At 70.3% G+C, this 26,694-nt stretch carries 19 protein-coding genes and 1 tRNA gene; 4 read left to right on the top strand and 16 right to left on the bottom strand.

Annotated elements, in window-relative coordinates; genetic code table 11:
- Positions 1 to 73 precede the first annotated feature (73 nt).
- The 11 genes from tuf to ACT3TZ_RS05395 all read right to left on the bottom strand — a co-directional run bounded on the left by tuf (position 74) and on the right by ACT3TZ_RS05395 (position 18,158).
- The gene (gene tuf / locus ACT3TZ_RS05445; RefSeq protein WP_444582379.1) at positions 74 to 1,261 is read right to left on the bottom strand and encodes an elongation factor Tu; all 1,188 of its coding nucleotides are present in this window, start codon (positions 1,259 to 1,261) and stop codon (positions 74 to 76) included.
- 128 nt (positions 1,262 to 1,389) lie between these two features.
- Entirely contained in the window at positions 1,390 to 3,537 is a 2,148-nt protein-coding gene (fusA, locus tag ACT3TZ_RS05440; protein WP_444582378.1) for an elongation factor G, read from the bottom strand.
- A gap of 83 nt (positions 3,538 to 3,620) precedes the next feature.
- Positions 3,621 to 4,091, bottom strand: coding sequence for a 30S ribosomal protein S7 (gene rpsG, locus ACT3TZ_RS05435; protein WP_444582377.1), 471 nt, complete (start codon positions 4,089 to 4,091; stop codon positions 3,621 to 3,623).
- Positions 4,091 to 4,465 carry a 30S ribosomal protein S12 gene (gene rpsL, locus ACT3TZ_RS05430; protein WP_444582376.1) on the bottom strand — a complete coding sequence of 125 codons (375 nt, stop codon included), beginning with the start codon at positions 4,463 to 4,465 and terminating at the stop codon, positions 4,091 to 4,093. Before rpsL ends, rpsG begins: the two co-directional genes overlap by 1 nt.
- A gap of 616 nt (positions 4,466 to 5,081) precedes the next feature.
- On the bottom strand, positions 5,082 to 6,356 hold the full coding sequence (locus ACT3TZ_RS05425; protein ID WP_444582375.1) for a septal ring lytic transglycosylase RlpA family protein: 1,275 nt from the start codon (positions 6,354 to 6,356) through the stop codon (positions 5,082 to 5,084).
- A 322-nt stretch (positions 6,357 to 6,678) separates the two neighbouring features.
- Positions 6,679 to 10,566: a DNA-directed RNA polymerase subunit beta' gene (locus tag ACT3TZ_RS05420; protein ID WP_444582374.1), complete on the bottom strand. Its 3,888-nt coding sequence runs from the start codon at positions 10,564 to 10,566 to the stop codon at positions 6,679 to 6,681.
- A gap of 116 nt (positions 10,567 to 10,682) precedes the next feature.
- A complete protein-coding gene (gene rpoB / locus ACT3TZ_RS05415) occupies positions 10,683 to 14,171 on the bottom strand; it encodes a DNA-directed RNA polymerase subunit beta (protein ID WP_444582373.1) in 3,489 nt (1,162 codons plus the stop codon).
- Positions 14,172 to 14,522: 351 nt separating this feature from the next.
- Positions 14,523 to 15,653: a magnesium transporter CorA family protein gene (locus ACT3TZ_RS05410; protein WP_444582372.1), complete on the bottom strand. Its 1,131-nt coding sequence runs from the start codon at positions 15,651 to 15,653 to the stop codon at positions 14,523 to 14,525.
- Positions 15,654 to 15,756: 103 nt separating this feature from the next.
- Positions 15,757 to 16,143, bottom strand: a complete 387-nt coding sequence (gene rplL / locus ACT3TZ_RS05405) for a 50S ribosomal protein L7/L12 (protein WP_444582371.1) — start codon at positions 16,141 to 16,143, stop codon at positions 15,757 to 15,759.
- 183 nt (positions 16,144 to 16,326) lie between these two features.
- The gene (rplJ, locus tag ACT3TZ_RS05400; RefSeq protein ID WP_444582370.1) at positions 16,327 to 16,845 is read right to left on the bottom strand and encodes a 50S ribosomal protein L10; all 519 of its coding nucleotides are present in this window, start codon (positions 16,843 to 16,845) and stop codon (positions 16,327 to 16,329) included.
- 278 nt (positions 16,846 to 17,123) lie between these two features.
- Positions 17,124 to 18,158 carry a LysR family transcriptional regulator gene (locus ACT3TZ_RS05395; RefSeq protein ID WP_444582369.1) on the bottom strand — a complete coding sequence of 345 codons (1,035 nt, stop codon included), beginning with the start codon at positions 18,156 to 18,158 and terminating at the stop codon, positions 17,124 to 17,126.
- Positions 18,159 to 18,229: 71 nt separating this feature from the next.
- Here ACT3TZ_RS05395 and ACT3TZ_RS05390 point away from each other — a divergent pair, with 71 nt between their 5' ends.
- Both ACT3TZ_RS05390 and ACT3TZ_RS05385 read left to right on the top strand, forming a co-directional pair.
- Entirely contained in the window at positions 18,230 to 19,981 is a 1,752-nt protein-coding gene (locus ACT3TZ_RS05390) for an L-aspartate oxidase (RefSeq protein ID WP_444582368.1), read from the top strand.
- Positions 19,982 to 20,057: 76 nt separating this feature from the next.
- A complete protein-coding gene (locus tag ACT3TZ_RS05385) occupies positions 20,058 to 21,320 on the top strand; it encodes a suppressor of fused domain protein (RefSeq protein ID WP_444582367.1) in 1,263 nt (420 codons plus the stop codon).
- A gap of 107 nt (positions 21,321 to 21,427) precedes the next feature.
- On the opposite strand, the gene rplA is transcribed toward ACT3TZ_RS05385, so the two are convergent.
- From rplA to ACT3TZ_RS05360, 5 genes are all read right to left on the bottom strand, one after another.
- A complete protein-coding gene (rplA, locus tag ACT3TZ_RS05380; RefSeq protein ID WP_444582366.1) occupies positions 21,428 to 22,147 on the bottom strand; it encodes a 50S ribosomal protein L1 in 720 nt (239 codons plus the stop codon).
- A gap of 5 nt (positions 22,148 to 22,152) precedes the next feature.
- On the bottom strand, positions 22,153 to 22,584 hold the full coding sequence (rplK, locus tag ACT3TZ_RS05375) for a 50S ribosomal protein L11 (protein WP_444582365.1): 432 nt from the start codon (positions 22,582 to 22,584) through the stop codon (positions 22,153 to 22,155).
- A 167-nt stretch (positions 22,585 to 22,751) separates the two neighbouring features.
- Positions 22,752 to 23,633 (bottom strand): transcription termination/antitermination protein NusG, encoded by an 882-nt coding sequence (gene nusG / locus ACT3TZ_RS05370; RefSeq protein ID WP_444582364.1) that lies wholly within the window; start codon positions 23,631 to 23,633, stop codon positions 22,752 to 22,754.
- 78 nt (positions 23,634 to 23,711) lie between these two features.
- Positions 23,712 to 23,975 (bottom strand): preprotein translocase subunit SecE, encoded by a 264-nt coding sequence (gene secE, locus ACT3TZ_RS05365; protein ID WP_444582363.1) that lies wholly within the window; start codon positions 23,973 to 23,975, stop codon positions 23,712 to 23,714.
- A gap of 65 nt (positions 23,976 to 24,040) precedes the next feature.
- Positions 24,041 to 24,113 (bottom strand) — tRNA-Trp (locus ACT3TZ_RS05360).
- Positions 24,114 to 24,376: 263 nt separating this feature from the next.
- Between ACT3TZ_RS05360 and ACT3TZ_RS05355 the strand changes: the two genes are divergently transcribed.
- Both ACT3TZ_RS05355 and ACT3TZ_RS05350 read left to right on the top strand, forming a co-directional pair.
- Positions 24,377 to 25,618: a pyridoxal phosphate-dependent aminotransferase gene (locus ACT3TZ_RS05355; protein WP_444582474.1), complete on the top strand. Its 1,242-nt coding sequence runs from the start codon at positions 24,377 to 24,379 to the stop codon at positions 25,616 to 25,618.
- Positions 25,615 to 26,688 (top strand): adenosine deaminase, encoded by a 1,074-nt coding sequence (locus tag ACT3TZ_RS05350; RefSeq protein ID WP_444582362.1) that lies wholly within the window; start codon positions 25,615 to 25,617, stop codon positions 26,686 to 26,688. Before ACT3TZ_RS05355 ends, ACT3TZ_RS05350 begins: the two co-directional genes overlap by 4 nt.
- Positions 26,689 to 26,694 lie beyond the last annotated feature (6 nt).

Here is a 26,694-nt window from a genome sequence, read left to right as displayed (position 1 = left end):
GGACAGCAGGAGGGCCCGTCCCCTGCCGCAGCAGGGGACGGGCCCTCCGGTGTGCGGGCTCAGCCCGCGATCGTCACTTCACGATCTTGGTGACGCGGCCGGAGCCGACGGTGCGCCCGCCCTCGCGGATGGCGAAGCCGAGGCCCTCCTCCATGGCGATCGGCTGGATCAGCTCGACCGACATCTCGGTGGAGTCGCCGGGCATGACCATCTCGGTGCCCTCGGGCAGCGTGATGACGCCGGTGACGTCGGTGGTCCGGAAGTAGAACTGCGGACGGTAGTTCGAGTAGAACGGGTTGTGACGCCCACCCTCGTCCTTGGACAGGATGTAGACCTGCGCCTCGAAGTTGGTGTGGGGGGTGATCGAACCCGGCTTCACGACGACCTGGCCGCGCTCGACGTCCTCGCGCTTGGTGCCGCGGAGCAGCAGACCGCAGTTCTCGCCGGCCCACGCCTCGTCCATCTGCTTGTGGAACATCTCGATACCGGTGACCGTGGTCTTCTGCGCGGGGCGGATGCCCACGATCTCGATCTCGGAGTTGATGGCGAGCTTGCCGCGCTCCACCTTGCCGGTCACGACGGTGCCGCGGCCCTGGATGGTGAAGACGTCCTCGACGGGCATGAGGAAGGGCTTGTCGAGGTCGCGGACCGGGTCCGGCACGGACTCGTCGACGGCGGCCATGAGCTCCTGGACCGACTTGACCCACTTCTCGTCGCCCTCGAGGGCCTTGAGCGCGGACACGCGGATGACGGGGGCGTCCTCGTCGAACTCCTGCGAGGCGAGCAGCTCCCGGACCTCCATCTCGACGAGCTCGAGGATCTCCTCGTCGTCGACCATGTCCGACTTGTTCAGGGCCACGAGCAGGTAGGGGACGCCGACCTGGCGGGCGAGCAGGACGTGCTCGCGCGTCTGGGCCATGGGGCCGTCGGTCGCCGCGACCACGAGGATCGCGCCGTCCATCTGCGCCGCACCGGTGATCATGTTCTTGATGTAGTCGGCGTGACCCGGCGCATCGACGTGCGCGTAGTGGCGCTTCTCGGTCTGGTACTCGATGTGCGAGATGTTGATCGTGATCCCGCGCTGCTTCTCCTCCGGCGCGTTGTCGATCTGATCGAAGTCGCGCTTCTCGTTGATGTCCGGGTACTGGTCGTACAGGACCTTCGAGATGGCTGCCGTCAGCGTGGTCTTGCCGTGGTCGACGTGACCGATGGTGCCGATGTTGACGTGCGGCTTGGTGCGCTCGAACTTGGCCTTGGCCATGATTCTTGTCCTCCTAGGACGTGTTGTCTGGGGTACTTCTGTCTCGGTGCGGACGAGTCGCGGCACGCGCCGCCCGCGGGGGCCGAGGGAAGGACGGACCGGATGATCCTACCCGTCCTCCCCAGGTCTCACTCGCCCCGGGTCTTGGCGATGATCTCGTCGGAGATGTTCCGCGGGACCTCGGCGTAGCTGTCGAACTGCATCGTGTACATGGCGCGACCCTGGGTCTTGGACCGCAGGTCGCCGACGTACCCGAACATCTCCGACAGCGGGACGAGGGCGCGGACGATCTTGACGCCGCTCGCGTCCTCCATCGACTGCACCTGGCCGCGACGTGCGTTCAGGTCGCCGATGACCTCGCCCATGTACTCCTCGGGCGTGCGCACCTCGACGTCCATGAGGGGCTCGAGGAGCACGGGATCGGCCCGACGCAGGGCCTCCTTGGTCGCGATGGAACCCGCGATCTTGAAGGCCATCTCCGAGGAGTCGACGTCGTGGTAGGCACCGTCGACGAGCGTCGCGGCGACGTTGACCACCGGGTAGCCGGCCAGCACGCCGCTCTGCAGCGCGTCCTGGATGCCCGCGTCGACGCTCGGGATGTACTCGCGCGGGATGCGACCGCCGGTGACCGCGTTCTTGAACTCGTAGAACACGCCCTCCTCGGCATCCGTGAGCGGACCGTACGTGATCTGGACCTTCGCGAACTGGCCCGAGCCACCGGTCTGCTTCTTGTGCGTGTAGTCGTACTTCTCGACCGTGCGACGGATGGTCTCGCGGTACGCCACCTGCGGCTTGCCGATGTTGGCCTCGACCTTGAACTCGCGACGCATGCGGTCCACGAGGATGTCGAGGTGCAGCTCGCCCATGCCCTTGATGACGGTCTGCCCGGTCTCCTCGTCGAGCTCGACCTGGAAGGTCGGGTCCTCCTTGGCGAGCTTCTGGATCGCGACCGACAGCTTCTCCTGGTCACCCTTCGTCTTGGGCTCGATGGCCACGGAGATGACCGGCTCGGGGAAGGTCATCGACTCGAGCTGGATCGGGTTGGCCGGATCCGAGAGCGAGTCGCCGGTGTTGGTGTCCTTGAGGCCGATGAACGCGTAGATGTGGCCGGCGAAGGCCTCGTCCACGGGGTTCTCCTGGTTGGCGTGCATCTGGAAGAGCTTCCCGATGCGCTCCTTCTTGCCCGAGGTGGAGTTCAGGACCTGGTCACCGGACTTGACGTGACCGGAGTACACGCGCACGTAGGTCAGCGCACCGAAGAACGGGTGCGAGGCGACCTTGAACGCGAGCGCGGAGAACGGCTCGTCGGTCGAGGGGCGACGAGTGAGCTCCTTCTCCTCGTCCTTGACGTCGTGGCCGATCATCGGCGGCACGTCGAGCGGGGACGGGAGGTAGTCGATCACGGCGTCGAGCATGAGCTGGACGCCCTTGTTCTTGAACGCCGAGCCGGCCAGCACGGGGTAGGCCTGCGAGGTGATGGTCAGCTCGCGGATGCCCTTCTTGAGCTGCTCGACCGTGAGGTCGCCCTCCTCGAGGTAGGCCTCCATGAGCTCCTCGGAGCTCTCGGCGACGTCCTCGACGAGCTTGGCACGGTACTCGTCGACCGTGTCCTGCAGGTCGGCGGGGATCGGGACCTCGAGCTGGTACTGGCCCAGGCTCGGATCGCCCTTCTTCTTGCCGAGCTCGGGAGCGTCCTCGGGGAAGACCTCGGGCCACTCGAAGGCCTTGAGCTGGACGAGGTCCACGATCCCGCGGAACTCGCTCTCGGCACCGATCGGCACCTGGATCACGAGGGGCTTGGCGCCGAGGCGCTCGATGATCGTGCGCACGGTGAAGAAGAAGTCCGCACCGAGCTTGTCCATCTTGTTGACGAAGCAGACGCGGGGCACGTCGTACTTGTCGGCCTGGCGCCAGACGGTCTCGGACTGGGGCTCCACGCCCTCCTTGCCGTCGAACACGGCCACAGCACCGTCGAGCACGCGCAGCGACCGCTCCACCTCGACGGTGAAGTCGACGTGACCGGGGGTGTCGATGATGTTGATCTGGTTGTCGTTCCAGTAGCAGGTCGTCGCGGCCGACGTGATCGTGATGCCGCGCTCCTTCTCCTGCTCCATCCAGTCCATCGTGCCGGCACCGTCGTGCGTCTCACCGATCTTGTAGTTGACACCGGTGTAGTACAGGATGCGCTCGGTCGTGGTGGTCTTGCCGGCATCGATGTGGGCCATGATGCCGATGTTGCGAACCTTCGTGAGGTCGCTGAGCACTGCGAGTGCCACGGGCTGCTGCCTTTCTGTGGGCGGAGGGGGTCGGCGGGGGCCGACCGGGGGTGGACGTCCGTGCGGACGCCCACCCGGTGGGTTCACCAGCGGTAGTGGGCGAACGCCTTGTTGGACTCGGCCATCTTGTGGGTGTCCTCGCGGCGCTTGACCGCGGCACCGAGACCGTTGGAGGCGTCGAGCAGCTCGTTCATGAGCCGCTCGGTCATCGTGTGCTCGCGGCGGGCGCGCGAGTAGCCGACGAGCCAGCGCAGAGCCAGGGTCGTCGAGCGGCCCGGGCGGACCTCGACGGGGACCTGGTAGGTCGCGCCGCCGACGCGGCGGGAGCGGACCTCGAGGCTCGGACGGATGTTGTCCAGGGCCTTCTTGAGGGTCGCGACGGGATCCTGGCCGTTCTTCTCGCGGCAGCCCTCGAGGGCGCCGTAGACGATCGACTCCGCGACCGTCTTCTTGCCGTCGAGCAGGATCTTGTTGATGAGCTGGGTGACCAGCGGCGAGCCGTAGACGGGGTCGACGACGAGCTGGCGCTTGGGAGCTGCTCCCTTACGAGGCATTACTTCTTCTCCTTCTTCGCGCCGTAGCGCGAGCGCGCCTGCTGGCGACCCTTGACCGACTGGGTGTCGAGGGCGCCGCGGACGATCTTGTAGCGGACACCCGGCAGGTCCTTCACACGGCCACCGCGCACGAGCACGATGGAGTGCTCCTGGAGGTTGTGGCCGACGCCGGGGATGTACGCCGTGACCTCGATGCCCGTGGAGAGGCGGACGCGCGCGATCTTGCGCAGCGCCGAGTTCGGCTTCTTGGGAGTGGTGGTGTACACGCGCGTGCAGACGCCGCGGCGCTGGGGCGAACCCTTGAGCGCCGGCGTCTTGGAGGTCGCGGACTTCGCCGCGCGCCCCTTGCGCACCAACTGCTGGATTGTGGGCACTTCGTCTCTTCCTGTTGTGCCCCGGACCCTGTTCAGACCCGGAGATCGACATCTTGCGACCGCTGACGCGGCCCGCGACCCTGCCCGTCTCCCCCACGTCCGGGGGTGGTACGACGGGAGACCCGCTCGGACGGCCGGAGCCATCCGTGCGTCCGGCACCGTGGCCTCGGCCGACGGAACGTCGTCGGCGGCCGTTCCCGGGCATGCGTGAGGATTCCGCTCGTCGCGGGGGACCTGGGCTCCGGGGATTCGTGCCACGACATCGCTGCCGTGATGCTCCTCCCCGGGACCGTGTGCTGGTCCCGGTGCATGTCCGGTCAGAGGACCTCGGGCTCCCGGCGCCGCCGATCCGCAGGGATCGGCACCGCAAGAGCAGCCAGAGGGCGCTCCGAACGCACCTGACAGTTTACAAAGTGTGTCGGCGCGTGGTCAAAGGACGAGGGTCCCGCCGACGCAGATCACATCCGCGCGGGGCACGGGACGCATCGCCGGGCGCACGCGGTGCCCGGCCACGGCGGGCGTCGGGACCGCGAGGGGCCCCGCACGTCGCGCCGCCGAGCGGCGGGGACGTGCGGGGCCCCTCGGGAGCCTCTGGCCGAGGAGATCCCGGAGAGGGTCAGCCGACCACCTGGAACTGCACGGTCATGACGCCGTTGCCCGTGTCGCCGATCGCGTCGAAGGCGCCGGCGGAGAGGTCGAGGCAGCGTCCGCCCACGTAGGGGCCGCGGTCGTTGATGCGCACCACGACGCTCTTGCCCGAGGCGGGATTGGTGACCTTGATGCGGGTGCCCAGCGGGAGCGTCTTGTGCGCCGCGGTCATCGCGTCGGCGTTGAACCGCTCGCCGCTGGCGGTGGGCCCGCCGTCGGTGCCGTCGCCGCGGCCGTAGTGCGATGCCTTGCAGGTGGTGACGTCGCCCTGGGCGCTGCCGCTCTGATCGGTCGACGGCGCCGAGCTCGCGCTGCTCGAGGGGCTGGAGGACGGGGTCCCGGCGGTGGAGGCGTCGTCCGCGGTCGCGGGGGCCTCGGTCGCGGCCGGGGTGGCCGTGGCCTTCTTCGTGCCCTTGGCGACGACCTCGGCGACGGGCTCTTTGGTCACGGTCTCGGAGGCGACCTCCTGGCCGGAGACCACGCCGTCGACGGTCGTGGTGCGCGTGACCACGTCCTTGGTGCCCTTGACGCCCTGGGTCCGGACCTCGGTTGTGCCCGCGGCCAGCTCGGGGTCGTCCTGGGTGCTCGTGGCGAAGTCGATCGGCTGGGTCTGCGTGGCATCGCTCGTGCGCACGCGCTCGATCCGCACGGTCGAGCCGTCCCCGAAGGCGGTGCTGCCGTCGATGGGCGCGCCGCTGGTGGCGTCGTAGTACCGATCCGTGGGCTGGACGTCCAGGAGATGCGCGGCGGCGGCGTCGGCGACGGTGGCCTCCGGCACGCGGATCGTCGTGGAGCCGAGCTGCCCGACGAAGGTGATGTTCTTGGGGGTCGTCACGTCGATCGTGGTGCCACCGCCCGCGAGCTTCGTGTCGGCCGCCTGGGCGATCTGCGCGTCGTCCGGGAGGTCCTCGGCCGCGAGGACCTCGCCGACGGTCTTCGCGGTCGTCAGCTTCGTGCTCGCCAGGCCGTTGACCACCAGGGTGACGGGGCGCTGCTGCGTGACCACGATGTGGGTCTCGGCCGAGGCCGGGCTGTCCAGGCTGGGGGTGACGATGTCGGTGGGGCGCACCTCGACGCCCTGGCCCGCGAGCACATCGGCCACGGTGCCCGAGAGCAGTCGCACGCTCGAGGTCTTCCCGTAGACGGTCACGTCCACCGCGCTCGACATCGCGAACGCGCTGCTGCTTCCGCCGAGCACCAGCGCCGCCGCGAGGCCGGTCACGATCACGGGAGTCTTCTTCACTGGTCCACCTTCTGCATCGACGGCACGGGGTGCCGGTCCGGGTGCGGGGCCGAACGCCTCGGATCTCGCGCACGCACGCGATCCGGATCCGTCCGGTTCGCGGGGGGAAGTTCGTGCGTCGGGCTGCCCGCGCCCCTCCATGGTGCCGACCCCGGAGGCGTCGGGGAAGCGTCAGGGGCGCACCTTGAACGGAACGGTCATGCCTTTTTACCCCCCCGTGACGCTCGACGTCGGCGGCGTCACGTCCGCGCTCCCGCGAACGGCCGGAGGGCCGGTCCCCGCTGCTGCGGGAACCGGCCCTCCGGTGCGTGCGACGCGACGATCAGCGGAAGTCCGAGCGGAACGGATCCGAGAAGTCGAAGTCGTCGAGGTTGACCGGGGACTGCGGGCTGCCGAAGCCGGAGTAGTCCAGCTCGTCGTACCCGGGCACCTGGTACATCTGGGCCTTGGCCTCGTCGGTGGGCTCGACCTCGATGTCGCGGAACCGTGACAGGCCGGTGCCCGCCGGGATCAGCTTGCCGAGGATCACGTTCTCCTTGAGACCCATCAGCTTGTCGCTGCGGCGGTTCAGCGCGGCCTCGGTGAGGACGCGCGTCGTCTCCTGGAAGGACGCGGCGGACAGCCACGAGTCGGTCGCGAGCGACGCCTTCGTGATGCCCATGAGCTCCGGACGGCCGGAGGCCGGCTGGCCGCCCTCGGCGACGATCCGACGGTTCTCCCGCTCGAAGACCACGCGCTCGGCGAAGTCACCGGGCAGCAGGTCGGTGTCCCCCGACTCGATGATCGTCACGCGGCGCAGCATCTGCCGCACGATGACCTCGATGTGCTTGGCGTGGATGTCCACGCCCTGGGAGTTGTACACCTTCTGGACCTCGTCCACGAGGTGCTGCTGCACCGCGCGGGGGCCGAGGATCCGCAGGACCTGCTTGGGGTCCACCGAGCCCTGGGTGAGCTGCTGGCCCACCGCGATGGACTCGCCGTCGGCCACGCGCAGCGTGACGCGCTTGGAGACGGTGTAGACCACCGGCTCGGAGCCGTCGTCGGGCGTGACGGTGATCCGGCGCTGCTTGTCCGTCTCCTCGATCTCGACGCGGCCGGCGACCTCGGTGATCGGCGCGAAGCCGGCCGGGGTACGGGCCTCGAAGAGCTCCTGGACACGGGGCAGACCGTGGGTGATGTCGCCGTCGGCGCTCGCGACGCCGCCGGTGTGGAACGTCCGCATGGTCAGCTGCGTGCCGGGCTCGCCGATCGACTGGGCCGCGACGATGCCGACGGCCTCACCGATGTCGACGAGCTGGCCGGTCGCGAGCGAACGGCCGTAGCACTTGGCGCACGTGCCCACGGCGCTGTCGCAGGTGAGCACGGAGCGCACCTTGACCTCCGTGACGCCTGCGGCGATGAGCTGCGCGATGAGCTCGTCGCCCACATCGGCACCCGCCGGGGCGAGCTCCGTGCCGTCCTCGGCGAGGACCGGGGTGGCCAGCGTGCGGCCGTACACGGTCGTCTCGACGTCGTCGGCCTCGCGGACGACGCCCGCCTCCTCGACGCCGATCGGCAGCACGAGCCCCTTGGGCGTGCCGCAGTCGTCCTCGCGGACGATGACGTCCTGGGACACGTCCACGAGACGACGCGTGAGGTAGCCCGACTGCGCGGTCTTCAGCGCCGTGTCCGCCAGCCCCTTGCGGGAGCCGTGCGAGGCGATGAAGTACTCGAGCACCGACAGACCCTCGCGGTAGTTTGAGAGGATCGGACGCGGGATGATCTCGCCCTTGGGGTCCGTCACGAGGCCGCGCATGCCGGCGATCTGACGGATCTGCATCCAGTTGCCGCGGGCGCCGGAGTCGACCATCCGGAAGATGGTGTTGTCGCGGGCGAAGTTGGCACGCATGGCCTGGTCGACCTCGTTGGTCGCCTCGGTCCAGATGTCGATGAGCTCGGAGTTGCGCTCGACCTCGGAGACGAGACCCAGATCGCGGTTCTCCTGGACCTGGGCGGCCTTGGCCTCGTAGCGCGCGATGATCTCCGCCTTGTCGGGCGGGGCCACGACGTCCGAGAACGCGAACGTGACGCCCGAGCGCGTGGACCACGAGAATCCGTAGGCCTTGAGGGCATCCAGCGATGCCGCGACCTGACCCTTGGGGTAGCGCTCGGCGAGCTCGTTGACGATCCCGCCCAGACGCTTCTTGCCGACCTGGCCCTCGACGAAGGGGAAGTCGACCGGCAGCGTCTCGTTGAAGTAGACCGTGCCCAGGGTGGTCGTCAGCGTGATCGGGTCACCCTCGGACCAGCCTTCGGGAGCCTCCCAGCCGACCGGCGGCACGAGATCGGTGAAGCGGATCCGCGCGGGGGCGTTGAGGTCGAGCTGTCCCGCGTCGTTGGCCATGATCGCCTCGGACACCGAGGAGAAGGCGCGTCCGGCGCCCTCGGCCTCGTCCTTGACCGTCGTCAGGTGGTACAGACCGATGATCATGTCCTGGGCGGGCATGGTCACGGGACGACCGTCGGAGGGCTTGAGGATGTTGTTCGAGGACAGCATGAGGATGCGGGCCTCGGCCTGCGCCTCGGCCGACAGGGGCACGTGGACCGCCATCTGGTCGCCGTCGAAGTCCGCGTTGAAGGCGGCGCACACGAGCGGGTGCAGGTGGATGGCCTTGCCCTCGACGAGCTGCGGCTCGAAGGCCTGGATGCCCAGACGGTGCAGGGTGGGCGCACGGTTCAGCAGCACCGGGTGCTCGGTGATGACCTCCTCGAGCACGTCCCAGACCTCGGGGCGCGCGCGCTCGACCATCCGCTTGGCGGCCTTGACGTTCTGCGCGTGGGAGAGGTCCACGAGCCGCTTCATGACGAAGGGCTTGAAGAGCTCCAGAGCCATGCCCTTGGGCAGGCCGCACTGGTGCAGGTGCAGCTGGGGGCCGTTGACGATGACCGAGCGACCCGAGTAGTCCACGCGCTTGCCCAGCAGGTTCTGGCGGAACCGGCCCTGCTTGCCCTTGAGCATGTCCGAGAGCGACTTCAGCGGGCGATTGCCCGGTCCGGTGACCGGACGACCGCGACGGCCGTTGTCGAACAGGGAGTCGACCGACTCCTGCAGCATGCGCTTCTCGTTGTTCACGATGATCTCGGGAGCGCCGAGATCCAGCAGCCGCTTGAGGCGGTTGTTGCGGTTGATGACGCGGCGGTACAGGTCGTTGAGGTCGGACGTCGCGAAACGACCGCCGTCGAGCTGGACCATCGGGCGCAGGTCCGGGGGGATGACCGGGACGGCGTCGAGGACCATGCCGACCGGCGAGTTGGTGGTGCTGCGGAAGGCGGAGACCACCTTGAGGCGCTTGAGCGCACGGGCCTTCTTCTGGCCCTTGCCGGTGGCGATGATCTCGCGCAGCGTCTCGGCCTCGGCGTCCAGGTCGAAGTCCTGCAGACGCTTCTGGATGGCCTCGGCACCCATGCCGCCCTCGAAGTACGTGCCGTAGCGCAGCTTCATCGCGCGGTAGAGCTGCTCGTCGCCCTCGAGGTCGGCGACCTTGAGGTTCTTGAAGCGCTCCCACACGGCGGTGACGCGGTCGATCTCGGCGTCGTACTTCTTGCGGATCTGGGCCTGCTCGCGCTCGGAGGAGTCGCGGACCTTGCGCTTGGCGTCGGCCTTGGCCCCCTCCTCCTCGAGCTTGGCGAGATCCTGCTCGGCGGAGACCGCGCGGGTGTTGATCGCCGCGTCGCGCTCCTTCTCGAGCTCCTTGATCTCGAGGTCGTGCCGGGCCTGGAGGTCCGGCAGGTCCTCGTGGCGGGCATCGGAGTCCACCCCGGTGATCATGTAGGCCGCGAAGTAGATGACCTTCTCGAGGTCCTTGGGCGCGAGGTCCAGGAGGTAGCCCAGACGGCTGGGGACACCCTTGAAGTACCAGATGTGGGTGACGGGAGCGGCGAGCTCGACGTGACCCATGCGCTCACGGCGCACGTTGGACTTGGTGACCTCCACGCCGCAGCGCTCGCAGACGATGCCCTTGAAGCGGACGCGCTTGTACTTGCCGCAGTAGCACTCCCAGTCCCGGGTGGGACCGAAGATGCGCTCGCAGAACAGGCCGTCCATCTCGGGCTTGAGGGTGCGGTAGTTGATGGTCTCCGGCTTCTTGACCTCGCCGTGCGACCAGGTGCGGATGTCATCGGCCGTCGCAAGACCGATGCGCAGCTCGTCGAAGTTGTTGACGTCGAGCACAGATGTCCTTCTCTCGGATCGAAAAACGTTGAGAACGTTGGGTCTGATGGATCAGGGTCCGGGGTGAGGTGCGGGCCGGCGACGCTGTGCGCCGCCTGCGGCCCGCACCCTGTCCGTCAGACCTCTTCGATGGAGCCGACGCCCTCGTGGGGACGGCGCGACAGGTCGATGCCCAGCTCCTCGGCGGCGCGGAATACGTCCTCGTCGCTCTCGCGGACCTCCATGCTCCGACCGTCGGAGGACAGGACCTCGACGTTCAGGCACAGCGACTGCATCTCCTTGAGCAGCACCCGGAAGGACTCCGGGATGCCGGGCTCGGGGACGTTCTCGCCCTTGACGATCGCCTCGTAGACCTTGACGCGGCCGGAGATGTCGTCGGACTTGATGGTCAGCAGCTCCTGGAGGGCATACGCGGCGCCGTACGCCTCGAGCGCCCACACCTCCATCTCGCCGAAGCGCTGGCCGCCGAACTGGGCCTTACCGCCCAGCGGCTGCTGCGTGATCATCGAGTACGGGCCGGTCGAGCGGGCGTGCAGCTTGTCGTCGACCAGGTGGTGGAGCTTGAGGATGTACATGTAGCCCACCGAGATCGGCTCGGGGAACGGCTCGCCGGAGCGGCCGTCGAACATGCGCGCCTTGCCGTCCTGCTTGATCATCCGCTCGCCGTCCCGGTTGGGGGTCGTCGAGGCGATGAGGGCGTTGAGCTCCTCGCCGGACAGGCCGTCGAACACCGGCACCGCGACGGGCGTGCCGGGCTCGCCGTGCAGGGCCGACTCGGGCAGGTCCTGGGCGACCTCCGCGTCCTTGTCGAGATCCCAGCCGTTCTTGGCGACCCACCCGAGGTGGGTCTCCATGACCTGGCCGATGTTCATGCGTCCGGGGACGCCCATCGGGTTCAGGATGATGTCGACCGGGGTGCCGTCCTCGAGGAAGGGCATGTCCTCCACGGGCAGGATCTTGGCGATGACGCCCTTGTTGCCGTGGCGCCCGGCGAGCTTGTCGCCGCCGGTGATCTTGCGCTTCTGGGCGATGTAGATGCGCACCATCTCGTTGACGCCGGTGGGCAGGATGTCCCCGTCCTCGTCGTCGTCGAAGACCTGGACGCCGATGACGGTGCCGGACTCGCCGTGCGGGACGCGCAGCGAGGTGTCGCGCACCTCGCGGGCCTTCTCGCCGAAGATCGCCCGCAGCAGACGCTCCTCGGGGGTCAGCTCGGTCTCGCCCTTGGGGGTCACCTTGCCGACCAGGATGTCGCCCGGCTCGACCTCGGCGCCGATGCGGATGATCCCGCGCTCGTCGAGGTCGGCGAGGACGTCGTCGCCCACGTTGGGGATGTCGCGGGTGATCTCCTCGCGGCCCAGCTTGGTGTCGCGGGCGTCGACCTCGTGCTCCTCGATGTGGATCGAGGTGAGGACGTCGTCCTGGACCATGCGCGAGGACAGGATGATGCCGTCCTCGTAGTTGTGGCCCTCCCACGACATGAGCGCGACCAGCAGGTTCTTGCCGAGCGAGAGCTCGCCCTCGTCGGTGGAGGGGCCGTCGGCCAGGATCGAGCCCGCCTCGACGCGCTCGCCCTCGTTCCACAGGACGCGCTGGTTGTAGCAGTTGCCCGCGTTCGAGCGCTGGAACTTCCCGATCGGGTAGGTCTGGCGCGTGCCGTCGTCGGCCATCACGGAGATGAGGTCCGCCGAGAGGTCCTCGATGACACCCGCCTTCTCTGCGACGACCACGTCGCCGGCGTCGACCGCGGCGCGACGCTCCATGCCGGTGCCGACCAGCGGCATCTCGGCACGCAGGAGCGGCACGGCCTGGCGCTGCATGTTCGCGCCCATGAGGGCGCGGTTGGCGTCGTCGTGCTCGAGGAAGGGGATCATCGCGGTCGCGACGGACACCATCTGGCGGGCGGAGACGTCCATGTAGTCGACCTCGGAGGCCGGGACGAGGTCGGGCTCGCCGCCGGACAGGCGCACGAGCACCTGGTCCTCGAGGAAGCGGCCGTCGTCGGCCAGGCGCGCGTTGGCCTGGGCGATGATGTGGCGGTCCTCGTCGTCGGCGGTCAGGTAGACGATCTCCTCGGAGACCTGGCCGTCGGTGACCTTGCGGTACGGCGTCTCGATGAAGCCGAACGGGTTGATCCGCGCGAACGTCGCGAGCGAGCCGATGAGGCCGATGTTCGGGCCCTCGGGGGTCTCGATCGGGCACATGCGCCCGTAGTGGCTCGGGTGGACGTCGCGGACCTCCATGCCGGCGCGGTCGCGCGACAGGCCGCCGGGGCCCAGCGCCGAGAGGCGACGCTTGTGCGTCAGTCCCGACAGCGGGTTGTTCTGGTCCATGAACTGCGACAGCTGGGAGGTCCCGAAGAACTCCTTGATGGCCGCGGTCACGGGACGGATGTTGATGAGCGTCAGCGGGGTGATGGCCTCGACGTCCTGGGTCGTCATGCGCTCGCGCACGACGCGCTCCATCCGCGACAGGCCGGTGCGGACCTGGTTCTGGATGAGCTCGCCCACCGCGCGGATGCGACGGTTGCCGAAGTGGTCGATGTCGTCGGTCTCCACGCGCAGCGTGCGCCCGGTCGCGGAGTCGTACTCGGCGACGCCGTCGTGCAGGGCGACGATGTACTTGATCGCGGCGACGATGTCCTCGAGCTGGAGGGTCGACTGCGCCAGCGGCGCGTCCAGGCCCAGCTTCTTGTCGATCTTGTAGCGGCCGACCTTGGCGAGGTCGTAGCGCTTGTCGTTGAAGTACAGGTTGTTGAGCATGGCCTCGCCCGCGTCGCGGCTGGGCGGCTCGCCCGGACGCTGCTTGCGGTAGATGTCCATGAGCGCCTCGTCCTGCGAGGAGATCTTGTCCTTCTCGAGCGTCGAGCGCATGGACTCGAACTCGCCGAACTGCTCGAGGATGTCACTGTGCGAGAGGCCCAGGGCCTGCAGCAGGGTCGTGACCGACTGCTTGCGCTTGCGGTCGATGCGCACGCCGACCTGATCGCGCTTGTCGATCTCGAACTCGAGCCAGGCGCCGCGCGAGGGGATGACCTTGGTCGAGAAGATGCGCTTGTCGCTCGTCTTGTCGATCGAGTCCTCGAAGTACACGCCCGGGGAGCGCACGAGCTGCGAGACGACCACGCGCTCGGTGCCGTTGATGATGAACGTGCCCTTGTCGGTCATGAGCGGGAAGTCGCCCATGAAGACCGTCTGGGTCTTGATCTCACCGGTCTCGTTGTTCATGAACTCCGCGATGACGTACAGCGGAGCGGCGTAGGTGAGGTCCTTCTCCTTGCACTCGTCGACCGTGTAGCGCGGGTCGTCGAAGGTGTGGTCCCGGAAGGACAGGGACATGTTGCCCGCGAAGTCCTCGATCGGGGAGATCTCCTCGAAGATGTCCGCGAGACCGGAGGTCTGCGGCTCGTCCTCGCGACCGGCGGCGGCGGCGGCCTCGGCGCGCGCCTGCCAGCGCTCGTTCCCGAGCAGCCAGTCGAAGCTCTTGGTCTGGAGGGACAGGAGGTCCGGGACGTCCAGCGGGTCGCCCAGTTTTGCGAACGTCACGCGGGGCGACGCGGTCCGACGGGCGGTTTCGGTGATGAGATCGGTGCTCGAGGCAGCCAAAGGGGGGTCCTTCCACAGGCCGACGACAGTGGGCGCGCGGCCGGGGCAGCACACGTCCCCTCTTGCCATGTCTGACGACAGGGCGGCGGGGGAGGCGACTGACAGCTCAGCGCAAAGACTGAGCATAGCAAAGTACCACGGATGGAGACAAGAGATGTGTCGCACACCTCGGTCCCATCCGCGTCGACCACCATATGCCTGGCGCGGAAGGCGGAGCCACCTGCCCGATTGTGCGGTGCTGCTCCCGGGATCCCCGACGTCGGCGGCGGGCGCGGGAGCCCGGCAGGTGCGGCTCTCGTTGGGCACAAGGATGGAGGGTGCGCGCCGCGGAGTCAAGCGGGCGCGCGCGCATCACAGCCAGTCGCGCCGGCGCATGGCCCACCACATGAGGATCGCGGGCACCAGCGCGAGGGCCAGCGCGAACATGAGGCCCACCGGCTTCCCGTTCCCGGGATAGGGCACGTTCATCCCGAACCAGCTCGTGACCAGCGTGGGGACCGAGATCACGGCGGCCCAGCCGGCGAGCTTCTTCATGATCTGGTTCAGTCGCTGGTCCTGGAGGGACAGGTGGGTCTCGAACACGGTGGAGATCATGTCCCGCAGCGACTCGGTCCATTCCGTGACGCGCAGGACGTGGTCGGCGAGGTCCGCGAACAGCGCGTCGAGGTGCGGGGTGCCGCCCTCCCCCTCGGGCCGGCGCCGCCACAGGACCCCCAGCACGTCCGGCATGGGCAGCACCACCCGGCGCAGCGCCACGAGCTCCTTGCGCATCGCGTAGGCGCGGCGCTGGAAACCGTCGAGACGGCCGTCGGGCGAGAAGAGGTCGTCCTCGAGATCCTCGATCCGGTCGTCGAGGAACTGCGCGGCGGCCGAGTAGCCGTCGACGATCAGGTCCAGCAGGCCCTGGACGAGCGCGTGCGGCCCCATCTGGCGGATGTCCCCCACCTCGGTCCAGCGCGTCAGCAGCTCGGAGGCGCCGAGCCGTTCGTCGCTGCGCACGGTCAGGAGGCCGCCGGGGAACACGAAGCCCGAGACGCGGGTGGGCCGGAACAGCGCGTGTCCGAAGGAGCCCGCGCGCCCCTCCCCCTCGAGCACGGCATCGATGGCGGCGGCGGCCGGGGACCGCCCCGGGTCCTCGGCCTCGTCGTCGGCCTCGATCGCGCGCCGCCGATCCGCGTCCGCGGCGATCGCCGCGGCGACGTCCTCCCGCGGGGTCAGCGCGTACACGACGAAGGCCGAATGCCCCTGGTGGCGTGCCGCCTTGGGGCGCTCCCCCGGCGCCAGCGCGTCCTCGATCTCGAGCCCGCGGATCCCGAGGTCGCGCCCGAGCTCGGACAGCTGGGCGACCGTCGGGGCGAGCACGTCGACCCACACGAGCTCGTCGCGGTCCCGGAGGGCGGCGACGGCGCCGGCGGGATCGGACTCGCGCGAGACGGGGCCGGTGCCGTCGCGGTTCCAGGTGGTGACGGCGCAGCGGAGCATGGCGGTCATCCTGCCACGGGTGCGACGAAGGGCCGCCCCGCGTGGTGCGGGACGGCCCTTCGATGCTGCAGGAGGACCTGCGGTCAGCGCCGGAGCGCCGGGATCACTTGACCGAGGCCGAGGCGCCTGCGCCCTCGAGCTGCTCCTTGGCCTTGTCGGCCGCATCCTTGGCGACCTTCTCCAGGATGGCCTTGGGGGCGCCGTCGACGAGGTCCTTGGCCTCCTTCAGACCGAGGCCCGTCAGAGCGCGCACCTCCTTGATGACGGCGATCTTGGCCGAGCCGACCGAGTCGAGGATGACGTCGAACTCGGTCTGCTCCTCCTCGGCGGGGGCGTCGGCGGCACCGGCACCACCGGCGGCGGCGACCGCGACGGGGGCTGCGGCGGTGACGTCGAAGACCTCCTCGAACTGCTTGATGAACTCGGAGAGCTCGATGAGGGAGAGCTCCTTGAAAGCCTCGATGAGCTCGTCGTTGCTGAGCTTCGCCATGGTGGCGTTCCTTCCTGTTGGGAGGACCCGCGTCGTGCGGGCCCCGTCCTGGGGTGTGCGGCGCTCGTGCGCCAGGTCTTTCCCGGTCGTCCCGGCAGGGCCGTCCGGTTCTCAGCGCGTCCGGGCCGGTGGTGCGCCCGGCGCTGGGAATGCGTGGGGCAGAGGGTCACCCGAGCCGGAGGCTCAGGCGGCCTCCTGCTTGTCGCGCAGCGCGTCCACGGTGCGCACCGTCTTGGACAGCGGCGCCTGGAACACGGCAGCGGCCTTGGACAGGGAGCCCTTGAGGGCGCCCGCGGCCTTGGCCAGCAGGACCTCGCGGGACTCGAGGTCCGCGAGCTTGGTGACGTCGTCCTTCGAGAGCAGCTTGCCCTCGAAGTAGCCGAACTTGACGACGAGCTTGTCGTTCTCCTTGGCGAAGTCACGCAGGGCCTTCGCGGCCCCGACCGGCTCACCCTTGATGAAGGCGATGGCGGTCGGACCCGAGAGCTGGCCCTCGAATGCGTCGATGCCGGCCTCACGGGCGGCGATCTCGGTCAGCGTGTTCTTCACCACGGCGTAGTGCGCCTCGTCTCCGAGTGCGCGTCGCAGCTGCTTGAGCTTCTGCACGGACAGTCCGCGGTATTCGGTGAGCAGCGCGGCGTCGGACTCACGGAACAGCTCCGTGAGCTCGGCGACGGCGTCCACCTTCTCGGGCTTCGCCATGGCCCTCCTTCCAGAGGTCTCAGGCGCCGGTGAAGGTCCCGCACCCGGGGGTGCACACGGAAAAGGCCCCGACACGCAGGTGTCGAGGCCCGGCAGTCGACAGGTCACGCGATGCGTGGGCCTGTCATGCTGAAGGTCGTTCGATGCACCTGCGCAGGCCCTCCCGTGCGGGAGTACTTCGGTCGTCCTCGAGGTCGAGCACGGCAACCGGCGGTCTTCGGTGCGTCCATCGTACGGCCGCGACACGGCCGGCGCCACCGGGATGCCCGGGGCGTGGGTCACACCGGGCCGGCGTCCTGCCCGCCCCGCTCCTGGGCCCGCTCCTGGGCGCTCTCCCCCGCCGCACCGGGGCCCCGGTCCTCGGCGACGACCACGAGGTCGCGCAGCGCCTGACCCGGGGCGACGAGCTCGTCCACCCGGTGCCGGATCGCGCGCTCCATGGCCAGGACGGCCGGGCCCGGCTCGACGCCCGCGCGGCGCGAGAGGTTCACGGTGCGGCGCAGCACCGGATCCGTCAGGCGCCGCAGCCGCAGCCCGCTCTGGTCATGCAGGACGGTCGCCGGGACCACCGCGACCCCCAGCCCGCGCTCGACGAATCGCAGGACCGCGTCCATCTCCGCGCCCTCGAGCACGACGCGGGGGCCCAGGCCCGCGGTCTCGAAGGCGGCGTCGATCGCGGCCCGCAGGTCATAGGAGCGCCCGAAGGCGACGAGGGGCTCGCGGGCGACGGCGGCGAGGGTCATCGACGCCCCTCCGTGGGCGCCCGTCACGTCGCCGCCCTCCCGTGCCGAGGCGACGACGAGCTCCTCGCTGAACAGCGCCCGATGCGTCACCGCGGGGCTCTCGGCGGTGCCGGGGCGGGTCACGGTGACCGCGAGGTCGACGGCTCCGCGGGCGAGCTCCTCGACGAGCTGACGCGATCCCGCCTCGCTCACCTCGAGCTCGATCCCGGGGTGGCGGGCGTGGAAGTCCGCGAAGACCTCGGGCAGGACGGTCGCGCACACCGTCGGCGGTGCACCGATCCGCACCCGTCCCCGTCGCAGTCCGAGCACCTCGGCCACCCGCCGGCGTCCGTCCTCCTCGTCGGCGAGGATCCTCCGGGCGATCGGCAGCAGCACCTCACCCGCGGCGGTGAGCTCCCCTCCTGCGCCGGGGTGCCGCACGAGCAGCGGGGCCCCCACCTCGCGCTCCAGCGCCGCGATCTGCCGGCTCAGGCTCGGCTGGGTCATGAACTCCGCATCGGCCGCCCGGGTGAACGAGCCGGTCCGGACGACCGCCGCGAAGGCCCGCAGCTGCTCCATCCGCATTGTCATGCGTCGATGGTATCGCTCCGATGCATGCTATGCATTGGACGCATCATCGGCGGGACCCTACGGTCGTCGGCATGGCTCCTTCCGGCGATGACGCCCCGACGATCCTGTCCGCCTCCGCGCTCGTGATCGGCACCGGCGGCGCCGGGCTCCGCGCGGCCATCGAACTCGCCGAGCGCGGCATCGACGTGCTCGCGGTCGGCAAACGCCGGCGTCACGACGCGCACACCACCCTGGCCGCCGGCGGCATCAACGCCGCCCTGGGGACCATGGATCCCGAGGACTCCTGGCAGCAGCACGCCGCCGACACCCTGCGCGAGTCCTACTTCCTGGCCGACCCCGCGATCGTCGAGACCGTCTGCCGCGATGCGGCGATCGGCATCGAGGACCTCGAGCGCTGGGGCATGCCGTTCGCCCGGGAGGCCGACGGCCGGGTCTCCCAGCGCTTCTTCGGCGCCCACACCTACCGCCGGACCAGCTACGCCGGGGACTACACCGGCCTGGAGATCCAGCGGACCCTCCTGCGGCGCGTCGCAGAGCTCGACGTGCAGGTGGTCGACACCCTCTACATCACGCGGCTGCTCGTGGCCGACGGCGTGGTGTTCGGCGCCTTCGGCTTCGACATCGTCACGGGACAGCGGGTGCTCATCCACGCCGACACGGTGATCCTGGCAGCCGGCGGGCACACCCGGATCTGGCGCCACACCTCGTCGCGGCGCGACGAGAACACCGGGGACTCCTTCCGCCTCGCGGCGCTCGCGGGCGCCCAGATCCGTGATGCGGAGCTGGTGCAGTTCCATCCCTCGGGGCTCATCGAGCCCGAGGACGCCGCCGGCACCCTGATCTCCGAGGCCGCCCGGGGCGAGGGCGGGATCCTCACCAATGCGCTCGGGGAGCGGTTCATGGACCGCTACGACCCCGTGCGCCGCGAGCTGTCCACCCGCGACCGCGTCGCGCGAGCGTGCGACACCGAGATCCGCGAGGGCCGCGGCACCGAGCACGGCGGCGTCTGGCTGGACGTCTCCCACCTGCCCGAGAGCACGATCCTCCAGCGGCTGCCCCGGGTGTACCGCACCGTGATCGACCTGCAGATGAAGGACATCACCCAGGGCCCCATCGAGATCGCGCCCACCGCCCACTACTCGATGGGCGGCGTGTGGGTGCGCGCGGAGGACCACGGCACCGGGGTCGAGGGGCTGTATGCGATCGGCGAGGCCTCCTCGGGACTGCACGGGGCCAACCGGCTCGGCGGCAACTCGCTCATCGAGCTCATGGTCTACGGCCGCATCACCGGGGCCGACGCCGCCGCCTACGTCACCGGACGCTCCGTGGTGCGGCGGGACCCCGAGGCCGTCGAGGAGGCCCGCCGCGAGGTGGACGGGTTCCTCACGGCACGGGGCACCCAGCCTCCCCGCATGCTCCAGCGCGCCGTGCGCGACCTCATGACCGGCCACGCCGGGGTGGTGCGCACCGAGGACCGGCTCTCCCGAGGGCTCGGCCTCCTCGAGGACCTCGAGGACCGCGGGCGCCACGTCACCGCGCATCCCGACATCGCCGGCTTCGAGGACCTCGCGCACGCCTTCGACCTGCAGGGCTCGCTGCTCGCTGCCCGCGCCACGCTCGAGTGCGCACGGGAACGGCGCGAGACCCGCGGCTGCCACAACCGCGACGACTTCCCGGACCTGGACCCGGCCCTGCGCGGGAACTTCGTGTGGACCCCCGGGAGCGGTCCCGTCTTCGAGCCGCTGCCCGAGGCGCCGGAGTCCTTCCGCGCCCTGGCAGAGCAGACCGCGGCGGAGGCCACCGCTGACAAGCTCGTCGAGTGAGCCCGCCGGCCCCGGGCCGGGCGGGCCCGGGGCCGGCCCGCCCGAGTCCGACGATCGCGCCCGATATGCTCGAAGTATGAGCTTCCTCTCACGCCTCTTCGGACGACGCGACCACGGGCAGGGCCCAGATCCCGTGCCGGAGCCGACCACGACCCCGACCTCCACCGCGGAGGCGCCCGACGAGGCCGCGGGACCGGCGCGCCAGACCACAGCGCCGGCCGTCACGCCGGCGGACGACGTCGATGACGTTGGCGACCACGACGGCGATGACGATGGCGACGACGACAAGGCGGTCGGCTGGGACGCGCTCGAAGCGGTCTTCACCGCGGCCTACCCCGGGCAGGAGCCGCAGCACTGGGGAACCCTGCTGTCCTACCGGCTGGGCGGCAACGACCCCTTGACCGGGGTCTCCGCGTACCGGGCCTCCGAGCCGGTGCCCCACTGGCACTACGTCACCTTCGGATACACCGACCTGTTCGGCGACGACCTCGACCAGCGCCGGGAGGCGGGCTCTCCCACGGACGACCCGGCGGCGTTCCCCTCCGGCTTCGGCATCGAGATGACGTTCCGGCTCGTCGACCCCGCGGCCGCGGATCCGGAGGCGACCGCGCCCGCCTGGGTGGTGGGACTGATGCAGAACCTCGCGCGCTACACCTTCCGCTCCCACAACGTGATCCGGGCCGGCCACCACCTCGATGCCAACGGCCCCATCGCCTTGGACTCCGGCGCGGCCCTCACCGGTCTCAGCGCCCTGGCCTTCCTCGACGACCCCCTGCACCCCGTCACCCTGGTGACCCCGCACGGGACCGTGGACCTCGTGGGCGCCGTGGGCATCACCGCCGAGGAGCTCGTGGCCGTGCAGACCGGGGACACCCGATCGGTGCTCGCCCTCCTGGCCCAGAGCGAGGGCGCGGCGCTGACCCGGCTCGATCGTCCCGGCATGGAGACCGACCCCGAGCTCTGGGCGCGCGTGCAGGAGACCGTCGCGGTCGACGAGGGCCGGCGCACGACCCGCTCGCTCTTCGCCCAGACGCTCCGCGTCACGGAGCAGCTCGACGACCTCGTCATCGAGTTCGGCGGCTCCGACTCCCAGAGCCTGTTCGTGCCCCTGGCCCGCGCGGCGGCACTGGGCCAGAGAACCGTGCTGACCTCCCCCGACGTCGTGCTGTCCATCGACGTCGGGCAGGAACGCGGGTGGGAGTTCATCGAACCCTCCCAGGTCCGTCTGCACCTGACCCGTCAGGATGCCGAAGCCCTCGGCGAGATCGACGACGTCCGCACCGAGCACAGGTTGCCGGGCGAGCCGGGGGTCATCTGGAAGCACGTGCCGGAGGGCTGACGGGCCCATCGGGCCCTCGCGGCCGCGCGCCTCGCACCGCTCCCGGACGCACGAGACCCCCGCACCACGACGGGTGCGGGGGTCTCGTGACCTCGGGACGACGGGGCTCAGGCCTCGTCGGTGTCCTCGGCGAGGTTGCGCGTCCGGGTCACGTCCACGGGGATGCCGGGGCCCATGGTCGTGGACACCGTGATCTTCGTGATGTAGCGACCCTTGGAGGAGGACGGCTTCAGCCGCAGGATCTCCTCGAGGGCGGCGACGTAGTTCTCCACCAGCTTCTCCTCGGAGAACGAGGTCTTGCCGATGATGTAGTGCAGGTTCGCCGCACGATCGGTGCGGAACTCGATCTTGCCGCCCTTGATGTCCGAGACCGCCTTGGCGGTGTCCATCGTGACGGTGCCCGTCTTGGGGTTGGGCATGAGGCCGCGGGGGCCGAGCACGCGGCCCAGACGGCCGACCTTGCCCATGAGGTTCGGCGTGGCCACGGCCGCGTCGAAGTCGGTCCAGCCGCCGGCGACCTTCTCGATGAGCTCGTCGTCGCCGACCTCGTCCGCACCCGCGGCACGCGCGGCCTCGGCCTGAGGGCCGGAGGCGAACACGATCACGCGGGCGGTCTTGCCGGTGCCGTTGGGGAGGTTCACGGTGCCGCGGACCATCTGGTCCGCCTTGCGCGGGTCGACGCCCAGACGCATCGCGACCTCGACGGAGGCGTCGAACTTCGTCGCGGAGGTCTTGCGGGCCAGACGCACGGCGTCCAGCGGCGCGTACTGGCGGCCGTCCTCGATCTTGGCGGCGCCGTCCTTGTATGCCTTGCTCCGGAATGCCATCGTGATCAGCCCTCCACCGTGATGCCCATGGACCGCGCGGTCCCGGCCACGATCTTCGCGGCCGCGTCGATGTCGTTCGCGTTCAGGTCAGGCATCTTGGTCTCGGCGATCTCGCGAGCCTGTGCCATCGTGATGGAACCGACCTTGTCCGTGTGCGGGGTCGCAGACCCCTTCTGCAGCCCGGCGGCCTTCTTGATGAGCTCCGCGGCCGGGGGCGTCTTCGTCACGAACGTGAACGAACGGTCCTCGTAGACGGTGATCTCGACCGGGATGATGTTCCCGCGCTGGTGCTCGGTCGCGGCGTTGTACGCCTTGACGAACTCCATCATGTTGACGCCGGCCGCACCGAGCGCCGGACCCACGGGCGGGGCGGGGGTGGCCGCTCCGGCCTGGATCTGGAGCTTGATGAGGCTCTTGACCTTCTTCTTGGGAGGCATTGCTCTTCCTTACTCTCCTGTGGTTCGGGCGGGGACCTGTCCGGTCCCCTCCCACGGGACGCGACCACGGGGGTCGCGCGTTCCGGCGCGTCGAGCGCGCCGAGGATCGACGATAGCCGTCGGCGTCCGCCGGGGCTATCGGTCAGGTCACATCGGTCGGGCCGATGTCAGATGCGGGTCACCTGGTCGAAGGCGAGCTCGACCGGGGTCTCGCGGCCGAAGATGGACACGAGGACCCGCAGCTTGCGGTGCTCGTTGTCGATCTCGGCGATCGAGGCCGGCATCGTCTCGAAGGGGCCGTCCATGACGGTGACGGACTGGCCCACCTCGAAGTCGGGGATCTTCTGCGCGGCGGCGGCCTTGCCGGAGGCCGCGGCGCGCTTCTTCTCGGGCAGGCCCACCGAGGGGGCGAGCACGGAGAAGATCTCGTCGAAGGTCAGCGGGGTCGGACTCGTGGCGTTGCCCACGAAGCCGGTGACGCCGGGCGTGTCGCGCACGACGCGCCACGACTCGTCGGTCAGGTCCATCCGCACGTACACGTAGCCGGGGATCCGGACGCGGCGGACGATCTTCTTCTGACCGTTCTTGACCTCGGTCGCATCCTCCATGGGGACCTCGATCTGGAAGATGAACTCCTCCATGTCCTGGGTCTCGATGCGGGTGGTCAGCTGCGTCTTGACGCGGTTCTCGTGACCCGAGTAGGAGTGGATGACGTACCAGTCGCCCAGGGCGCCGCGGAGCTGGCGACGCAGCACGTCGACCGGGTCCTCCTCGGTCTCCTCGGACTCCTCGGCCACGGCGGCCGCGGCGTCGGACTCGTCGGTCACGTCCGGGGCCTCCTCGACGGGGGTCCCGGCGGCGGCGCCGGGCTCCTCGTGCTCGGCACCTGCGAGGGCGTCGGGGTCCCCGACCTCGACCAGGGCCTCCTCGGCCTCGGTGACGGAGGGCTTCTCGGACGAGGAGAACGCGAGGGTCCCGTCGTACGAGCCCTCGGACGCGGTGTCCTGCTCGGGGGTCTCAGGGGTCTCGTGGGCGAGTTCGTCTGCCACCGTGAACCTGCTTTCTGCTCGTCTGTCGGTCGGTGCGGCCGCCGGGGCGGCGCGGGGGGTGCGCTCGGTGCGCCGGGCTCAGGCCCCGCCGCTCGTGAACACGAGGCGGGAGAGCCAGTGGAACCCTGCGTCCAGACCGAACACGATGAAGATCATCACGAAGACGAACCCGAGCACCGTGACCGTGTAGCCGGCGAGCTCGCGTCGGGTGGGGACGACCACCTTGCGCAGCTCGGTCACGACCTGGCGGACGAACGTGATGAGCGCCGCGATCGGGTTCGAGGGCTTCTCGTCGGGGTCCTGTGCGCCGCGGGTCGACGCGCTGTGCTGCGTGGAGCTCACGAACCCTCCGTCCGGTGTCGTCGAGATCATCTGCTCCCGCCCGGACCGACGTCCGGACGGGGGAGCAGGGCAGACAGGGCTCGAACCTGCAACCTGCGGTTTTGGAGACCGCTGCGCTACCAATTGCGCCACTGCCCTTCATGCCTCCCGGCACCTCGGCCCGCGGCCGACGTCCCATGATAGGCGACCTCGTGGGGGCGTCCCGGAGGACGTCCGGCCCGGAGCGCCCGAGGGCGCGCCGACCACAGGGCCAGCGGACAGCATAGCGAGGCCGCGGATCGGGCACCAATCCTGGCGCGTCACCTCACACCGCCGCCGGGCCGGACCGCGTGGCCGCTCCCGGGCCGAGGTGCGGGACCTCCTGGCACACGGAGGCACCCTCTGACACCATGGGTGGGGTGATGAACACAGGTCAGAGCACCGGGTCCGCATCCACCTCCCCCGCGGCGGCACGCCGCGTCTCGCGCCGCGTGGGCGCGATCTCGCCATCGGCCACGCTCGCCGTCGACGCCCAGGCCAAGGCTCTGAAGGCCGCCGGGCGCCCCGTGATCGGCTTCGGTGCCGGGGAGCCGGACTTCCCGACCCCCGCCCCGATCGTCGAGGCCGCCCAGCAGGCGGCGGCGGACCCCCGCAACCACCGCTACTCCCCCGGCGCCGGGCTGCCCGAGCTGCGCGAGGCCGTCGTCCGCGCCACAGAGCGCACCGACGGCGTGACCGTCGAGCCCCGCCAGGTGCTCGTGACCAACGGCGGCAAGCAGGCCGTCTACCAGACCTTCGCGACCGTGCTCGATCCCGGCGACGAGGTGATCCTGCCCGCGCCGTACTGGACCACCTACCCCGAGGCGATCCGCCTGGCCGGTGCCCGCGAGGTGCCGGTGCTGGCCGGCGCCGACCAGGGCTACCTGCCCACCATCGCCCAGCTCGAGGCGGCCCGCACCGAGCGCACCCGCGCCGTGCTGCTGTGCTCCCCGTCCAACCCGACCGGGGCCGTGTGGAGCCCCGAGCAGATCACGGAGCTGGGCCGCTGGGCGCTCGCGCACGGGATCTGGGTGATCTCCGACGAGATCTACCAGCACCTGACGTACGACGGGACGCCGTTCACGTCGGTGCTGTCGGCGGTGCCCGAGCTCGCGGACACCTGCGTCCTGCTCAACGGCGTCGCCAAGACGTACGCGATGACCGGCTGGCGCGTGGGCTGGATGATCGGCCCCGCCGACATCGTCGCCGCGGCGTCGAACCTGCAGTCGCACCTGACGTCGAACGTCAACAACATCGCCCAGCGGGCCGCGATCGCGGCGCTGGACGGCCCGATGGACGCCGTGGAGGAGATGCGGATCGCCTTCGACCGCCGCCGCCGCACGATCGTCGAGAAGCTCTCGGCGATCGAGGGGTTCACGGTGCCCGTCCCCGAGGGTGCGTTCTACGTCTTCCCGGACGTCACGGGAGTCCTCGGCCGCACGATCGGCGACACCCGCGTCGAGACCTCCGGAGACCTCGCGGCCGCGATCCTCAAGCATGCCGAGGTCGCGATCGTCCCCGGAGAGGCTTTCGGCGCCCCCGGTCACCTGCGGTTCTCCTACGCCCTGGCCGACGCCGACCTGGCCGAGGGCGTCGACCGGGTGGCCGCGCTCCTGGCACGGTGACCCCCGGCGGCGACGGGCGCGACCTGCGCGCCCTGCCCAAGGCGCACCTGCACCTGCACTTCACCGGGTCCATGCGGCCCCGGACCCTGCTCGAGCTCGCGGAGCGCCGACGCATGCGGCTGCCCCGCGGCCTCGCGAGCTCTGCGGCCTTGCAGGTCGAGCCCGATGCGCGCGGCTGGTTCCGCTTCCAGCGGCACTACGACGCCGCCCGGGCGGTGGTCGACTCCGAGACGGAGATGCGGCGGATCGTCCGCGAGGCCGCCGAGGACGACGCCTCCGAGGGGTCCGTGCGCCTCGAGCTGCAGGTCGACCCCACGAGCTACGCCCCCTTCGTCGGCGGGATCACGCCCGCCCTGGAGATCGTGCTCGACGAGGCCCGCGCCGCCGAGCGCGCGACCGGGGTGAGCCTGGGGATCATCGTCGCGGCCTCCCGCACGCGCCACCCCTACGACGCGCGGACGCTCGCCCGCCTGGCGGCCCGTCACGCAGGCCCGGTGGTCGGCTTCGGGCTCTCCAACGACGAGCGCCGCGGCGACACCGAGGACTTCGCGCCGGCGTTCCGGATCGCGCGGGAGGCGGGGCTCGCGAGCGTCCCCCACGGCGGCGAGCTGCTGGGCCCGCGGCACGTGGGCCAGGTGCTCGACCATCTGGCGCCGGACCGCCTGGGACACGGGGTGCGGGCCGCGGAGGACCCTCGCCTGCTGGACCGGATCGTCGCGGCGGGGATCGCGCTGGAGGTCTGCCCGGGCTCGAACGCCGCCCTGGGGGTCTACGCCTCCCCCGAGGAGGTGCCGCTGCGACGCCTGATCGACGCGGGCGCCCGCATCGCGCTGTCCGCGGACGACCCCCTGATCTTCGGCTCGCGGCTGCTGGACCAGTACGTCACGGCACGCTCGATCGGTCTGGACGACGCCGCGATCGCCCATCTCGCCGCGGACTCGATCCGCGCCTCGCGCGCGGGCGACGCCGAGAAGCGCTCGATGCTCGCGCGCGTGTACGGCTGGCTCGCGGCGCCGCCGGGATCCGGGTCCGCGCCGGCGTCCCCCGCCGACGGCGCCTCGGCCGCCTGAGCGGAC

Source organism: Brachybacterium sp. AOP25-B2-12 (assembly GCF_052378625.1).
Classification (GTDB): domain Bacteria; phylum Actinomycetota; class Actinomycetes; order Actinomycetales; family Dermabacteraceae; genus Brachybacterium.
Note: the sequence above shows the minus strand (reverse complement) of the source record. Positions and strands in the feature narration are given on the sequence as shown.